At 43.3% G+C, this 6,142-nt stretch carries 6 protein-coding genes; all 6 read right to left on the reverse strand.

The features are described from left to right. Positions 1–31 precede the first annotated feature (31 nt). Positions 32–1,390 carry a putative oxidoreductase C-terminal domain-containing protein gene (locus B3B27_RS06335; protein ID WP_414702877.1) on the reverse strand — a complete coding sequence of 453 codons (1,359 nt, stop codon included), beginning with the start codon at positions 1,388–1,390 and terminating at the stop codon, positions 32–34. Positions 1,391–1,437: 47 nt separating this feature from the next. Further along, entirely contained in the window at positions 1,438–2,445 is a 1,008-nt protein-coding gene (locus B3B27_RS06340) for a Gfo/Idh/MocA family protein (RefSeq protein WP_286847145.1), read from the reverse strand. Between the two features lie 12 nt (positions 2,446–2,457). Next, positions 2,458–3,255: a glucosamine-6-phosphate deaminase gene (locus B3B27_RS06345; protein ID WP_286847147.1), complete on the reverse strand. Its 798-nt coding sequence runs from the start codon at positions 3,253–3,255 to the stop codon at positions 2,458–2,460. Then, positions 3,236–4,426 (reverse strand): N-acetylglucosamine-6-phosphate deacetylase, encoded by a 1,191-nt coding sequence (gene nagA, locus B3B27_RS06350; protein ID WP_286847150.1) that lies wholly within the window; start codon positions 4,424–4,426, stop codon positions 3,236–3,238. Before nagA ends, B3B27_RS06345 begins: the two co-directional genes overlap by 20 nt. Before the next feature lie 20 nt (positions 4,427–4,446). Next, positions 4,447–5,802 (reverse strand): MFS transporter, encoded by a 1,356-nt coding sequence (locus tag B3B27_RS06355; protein ID WP_286847151.1) that lies wholly within the window; start codon positions 5,800–5,802, stop codon positions 4,447–4,449. Positions 5,803–5,917: 115 nt separating this feature from the next. After that, positions 5,918–6,142: helix-turn-helix domain-containing protein (locus tag B3B27_RS06360; RefSeq protein WP_286847152.1), on the reverse strand; the 225-nt coding region annotated here is incomplete at its 5' end.

Consider the following 6,142-nt stretch of genomic DNA (forward strand, 5'->3'; position numbering starts at 1 on the left):
CTTTGATGATTCGTAATAAGTCCCGCCGATGTCAATCCCTATCTTTTGCAATTTCTACAGCTTTTGTTGTGATGTAATATTTTGCTAAGGTATTGATTTTTTCCCAGTCAGGCATATCGCGATTTACTAAGAAGCTGAAAAAACTTTCGGCAACATATTTGAAATGTGATTCGTGTCCCTCCCTGTTTTCGGAAGGAATATTGATGATATACTCCCCTTTTACGGTTGTAGGAGAAGCAGATACGAAAGGATAGGTTGTCCGGATTTTCTCGATCGCCTTTTGGAGGTTATCGGAAAATTCATTTTCATCCATCCCGTCGGTTTTTTGCACATACAGTTGTTTCACAAAATTCTGCTCTTTGTTCTGTATTGTTTTCAGCGTAGTTTTTGTTCCTTTTACAACCGACATGAAGGTATCTCCGCTACCTTCAGGCGCCTGGTAATTCCAAATAACTTTTAAGCCCACATTCCGGTGTTTTACATCGAAGTGGAGAGTGCCGTTGGCATACACCTTCAGTATGGAATTGTTGAGGTATTTTTGCAGGTAATCGGGGAAGGCGGTTTCACCGGTCGATTTTGTAAACTGCGGTAATGTGATCTCTGTTGCCCAATGAGAGGAAGAGATATTCCCGATATCCCGGGTGTAATTGATAGACTGTCCGGGAAAACATTTCCAGAACAACAAATCGATCAGGTGCGTGGTTACATCGGCAATCCCTTCGCCCTGTTGCTCCACGTCGTAATACCATGCCGGACGGATCAACGGGGTGCCGGACACTTCTTTATAGAAGTGATGCACGCTCTCCATATACACGGCGGGATCTTCCGGTGTTCCCGTTTTCAGCTCACCGAAAAAATCGGGATCGTTTATCAACTCTTTCTCGATGATATTTAGCATATCGTAACGTTCGGTCATCATATCATATAACAACACGTTTTGTGCCTCAGCATTGGCATACGCTTCTTCCAACAAAAGAAAATCTTCCCGGTTAATCGCCATCGGCTTATCCGACAAAACGTTTAATCCGGCATCTACCGCACTGAGAATATATTCGGTTTTCTCTTTATTGTTACCGGCAAGTACGACTACATTCCCTTTTTTGTCGGTTACCATCTTATTTAGAAAATCGTCGCCGGTATAGACAATTGTTTGCCAACTTGTAGGATCTTTATCTCTTTGGTTGAACGACTCAATGGCCGAAAGATACTGTTTTAATCCGGTATCTTCGGCGGGTGCATATATAAATACCGAATCGTTTACCTGTGGCATGGCGCTTTTTTGAAGCAGGTTGGCATGAAAATGCCCCGGGGCAAGGACGATCAGTTTTATTTCACCCTCTTTGCCGATAAATATCGTTTGGTTGCCCCGGGGGCTATTGTTCTTTTGCATACAAGAAAGTAATATCAGTCCGACTGCAATTATAGACCAACCCTTTTTCATTTTATTTTTAATTCCAGCAGTAATTCTTTAGCTTCTTTTAAGCCTTTACGATAGACATCCTCCATCAGGATGATTTTTCCATCATTACGCTTGCTTTCGTTCGAAGCCTCCATAAAGGTGAATATTTCGAGCGTTTCTTCTGCTGAAATCGGAGCAACGCGAGTTCTGAAAAATTTCAATATCTCCGTCAGTAGTACTTCATATCCCTCATAGGGACCGACAGGTTCCGCGCCTTTATCCGTAAAGGCTGTTCCTCCGTAGATACCCTTTCCCGCACGAAGGCCTCTGAACGTGCCTATCCTGCCATCGCTCCATAAGCCGGCGACTACGTCAGTTCCTTCAGCCGACATTCGATTCACGGATACACACCCCGTTCCCATAATAGTGAACAGGGTTTCCACGCCATGGATGCCATACCACCCAAAATCGGGATGCGATATTTCACGTGTTGCCGGAGAGTAACAATCCGCTCCTAAAACTTTACCATACTCTCCGTTGCGTAATTTTTGATTTTGCGGAACAAACCGTAGCGCGGATGAAGAGAAAATGGGAATATTATATTCCCTGGCTAATTGACAGATCGCTATGGATTGTGCCAAAGTGGCGCCAAGCGGTTTATCTATAAACATGATCTTACCTGCCTTGAACACTTCGTACGCCTGTTCCAGATGCAGGTTCCCATCGTTTGTTTCCAACATTACACAATCTACTTTTTTGAGCAATTCTGCTATGGAGGGAACAATCTCCACTCCCAATCCTTTAACCTGTTTTATATAATCAGGTATGCGGTCGTAACTCGATTTAATGGTTTTCGATCCGTAGGGATAGGCTGCGACAATTTTAAAATCTTTGAATTCTTCTTTTTTATCTTCTCCATTCAAAAATTTGGTAAAGGCAATAGAGTGAGAGGTATCGAGGCCGATGATGCCAATTTTTATTTGTTGTGCCTGGGCTATCCATAAAAGTCCGGACAAAATAGCTGACAAAATAACTTTTAGTCTCATAATGATTTTGTTTTAATTCAGTAATGACGCACTTTCTTTGTCCAGATACAATACAGCGCCTTTTTTCGTTCGTAAGATCGTAGCCGGGCATTCCTCGCTGATATCGTTATTCAGAGCGTGATACACGGCTTCAGCTTTATTTTTGGCCGGTACCATGCAGAACATATATTTTGCCCTTAACAGTGCCGGAATAGTCACGGTGATCGCATGGGTAGGTACCAAGTCTATTCCGGTGAAAAGGTTTTCATTGACTTGTTGTTGCCTGCAAGCCATATCCAGTTTTACCACTTTCACTAATTCAGGATCTTTGAAATCGGCTACTGGCGGGTCATTGAATGCGATATGGCCGTTCTCTCCGATCCCAAGACAAACAATATCAACAGGGTATTGATCCAATAAGCCGGCATACCTTTCGCACTCGGCAGAAGGATCTTCCGCTCCACCGTTTATCCCGTTTATATAATGGACACTTTTAAAGGGAACTTTATCAAAAATGCGTTCTCTCAGGAAATTACCGAATCCCTGAGGGGCATTCTCTTCCAACCCAATGTACTCATCCATGTGAAAGGCATTGATCTTCTCCCACCGGATTCGTTTATCGGCAATCAGCTCCTTCATAAAATCGCTTTGTGAGGGTGCGGCGGCAAAGATCATATTGATTTCCTCTTTTTCATTGAACAGTTGCCGTATAGTATCCGATACATTAGCTGCCGCTTCCATACCCATCTCCTCCCGGGTATGAAAGATTTTCACTTCCAACATTCCTTTGGTGAATGTGATTACATTCGTGTTAGTTTCCGTATATGACATTTCCTTCCAAGATTGTGTATGAAACATTAATATTATTATCAAAAATAACCAGATCAGCATCTTTACCTTTTTGGACAGATCCTTTCTGCTGATCTATCCGCATGATGCGGGCCGGAGTTAAGGTCATCATTCTTACCGCCTCCACCAAAGGCACATCAGCAATGTTTACCATGGTCCTGACCAAACGGTCGGTGGTGGCAACGCTTCCGGCAAAAGCTGTCCGATCCGGTAGTTTTGCCACGCCATCTTCGATGATTACCCTTTGTCCTTTTTCCAGGCTGCCTAAAATAGATTCCCCGTCGGGCATACCTGCCCCCCGCATTGAATCGGTACAAAGCGCAGTTTTGTCAGGCCCTTTGAATTTATATACGAACCGGAGAAGGGATTTAGGTAAATGCACTCCATCGGCAATGATCTCCACTGTCATGTCATCGATCAGGTATGCAGCTTCCAAAACGCCCGCGTAGCGGAATGCATTCCTGCGGGTAACGGTGGACATAGCCGAATAAAGGTGGGTTACGTGTGTAAACCCTGCGTTGAAGGCTTTCAGTACCTCCTCATAAATGGCATCGCTATGTGCTACGGAGGTGAGGATGCTTTTTGAAGTCAGCACCTTTCCGAAGTCGAGCGCACCGGGCAGCTCCGGCGCCAGGCTCCAGCGTACAATATCGTCCGACGCCGCTAAGATCTTATTGTATTCTTCCGGTTCGGGGTTTTTAAGATATTGGGGATCCTGAGCGCCCCGCTGATTATAGGCAAAATAGGGTCCTTCCAGATGTAGCCCGAGAAATTTAGCTCCTTTTGTGTTCTGTTTTACGGCTTCTTTATATACGTCAAACGTGTTAATCAGCTCGTCGAACGTGCTTGTCAACGTTGTAGGCAACAACGCCGTGGTTCCATACCGGGCATGAGTTTCCGCCGCTCCGAGATATGCCTCAACGGTCCCGTCCATAAAGTCATGCCCGCCACCGCCGTGTGTGTGGATATCAATAAAGCCGGGAGCAACATACTTGTTTGTCGCGTCTATCACAATATCGCTATTGCCGGGAGTGAATTCTTCATTATGAAGAATATCGGTTATTTTCCCATTTCCACATACAACGGTCAGGTTCTCCTCTATCGTATCGGGAAAAATGACCTTGCCGTTTTTTATGATGATTCTATTATCCATAATATCAATCAATTACCACATTAGTTCTTTGTTCTTCTCCAGAATTTGATCCGGTATCCTCTGGCCGCATACCATACAATATAGGCAAAACAGGGGATAAGAATCCAATAGGCCTGTTTCATTGCTTCAAAAGGCGAGAGAGACGAATTAAGCTCCACAAGCGAATGATAAATCATAGGCATAAATGCACTCCCGCAAAGCGCCATCACCAGAAAAGCAGCGCCAAGATTCGTGTGCTTGCCTAATCCGTTGATGGCAAGAGGCCAAATCCCGGCGTAAAGTAATGCATTGGGAAGTCCCATCATTACAAGGTACCAGATAGAAATATCGGACGTAATTCCGAAGAAATTAACCGTTCCTGATGTACTAATTATTAAAATAGAAAGAACTAAATTGAGTGAAGCGCAGATTAAAAGCGCATTACGTTGCTTCAAGTATTTGGGGATCAATATGATTCCGATAAAATATCCCAGAAAAGTCAACAGCATGGTGTATGAAGGGATATTTTTAGCCGGCCCGGCCAGGCTTTCACCCATAGTACCTGCATATTGGATGCTGGTAGCAAGAGCAATCATCTGTGTTCCTATATGGAAAAACATGGCAACCACCCCCAATATCAATGCAGGATATTGAAAAATGGATTTACCGGAGCTTTCATCTTCGGCAGAACATTTGTTCACTACCGAGGGATCTAATTCCGGTAAAGCCGAATAACGAACAATAATTCCAAAAACGAAGAGCGCTACAGCTAAAATCAGATATGGGAACATAACGCCTTTGATCAGATTATCCAAAGCAGCATCTAACGACGTGCCGGTATATAGGCCGGATTCAATCTCCCGCATCAATACCTTGTCGGATTCACGGATAACAACTCCGGCAAAAATAAGATTAGCTATAACACCGGCCAGTTTATTGCCCGTCCCAACTATACTCATCCGTTTGGCAGCGCTCTCGATTGGCCCTACAATGGTTACATAAGGGTTAGCGGCCGATTGTAAAATGGCAAGTCCTACACCCAGCAAAAACAGTCCCAGTAGAAACACCTGATAAACACGCCAATAGGCAGCAGGGACAAAGAGCAGCGCCCCGATTGCCATACACCACAGGCCATACATCATCCCCCTCTTATATCCCATCTTATTCAGCAAGAAAGATGAAGGGATAGCCATCACTAAATAAGCAATGTAAAAAGCAAATGTAACAAACGAGGATTGAAAATTAGTCAGTTGAAGGGTCAGTTGGAAATAAGGGACTAAAATAGTGTTTACCCACGATACCAATCCGAAAATAAAAAACAGCAACACCAGAATAATCATTGATTTGATCGTGGCGTTTTTGTTCTGAACATGTTTAACCCCTGGTTTTGTACTCATCTTTTATTGATTTAATACAAGTAAATAGTTTGTCCCACATTTTTGTAGTACACAAAATTATGTTTTATCAGGTATGGGAAATACGTTAATAACGAAATAGTAATCTCAAAAAACGTTATGGTGGAAAGTTATTGCTGTATTTTTTTTGAAATTCTACAGGAGTGCAGCCTCTATGCTTTTTAAAAATGCGCGATATATTTTTGCAGTCATTGAAACCGGCTTCAAGGGCCATATCGTATAGAGTCCTGTCAGTTGTTAGCAATAAATGAGCAAAATAGTCAATCCTGCAACTCAGGATAAATTGATAGATAGTGGTACCCATCTCTTCTTTGAATTTCAC

Origin of the sequence: Proteiniphilum sp. UBA5463 (assembly GCF_002427225.1) — a bacterium.
Taxonomy (GTDB): Bacteria; Bacteroidota; Bacteroidia; order Bacteroidales; family Dysgonomonadaceae; genus Proteiniphilum; species Proteiniphilum propionicum.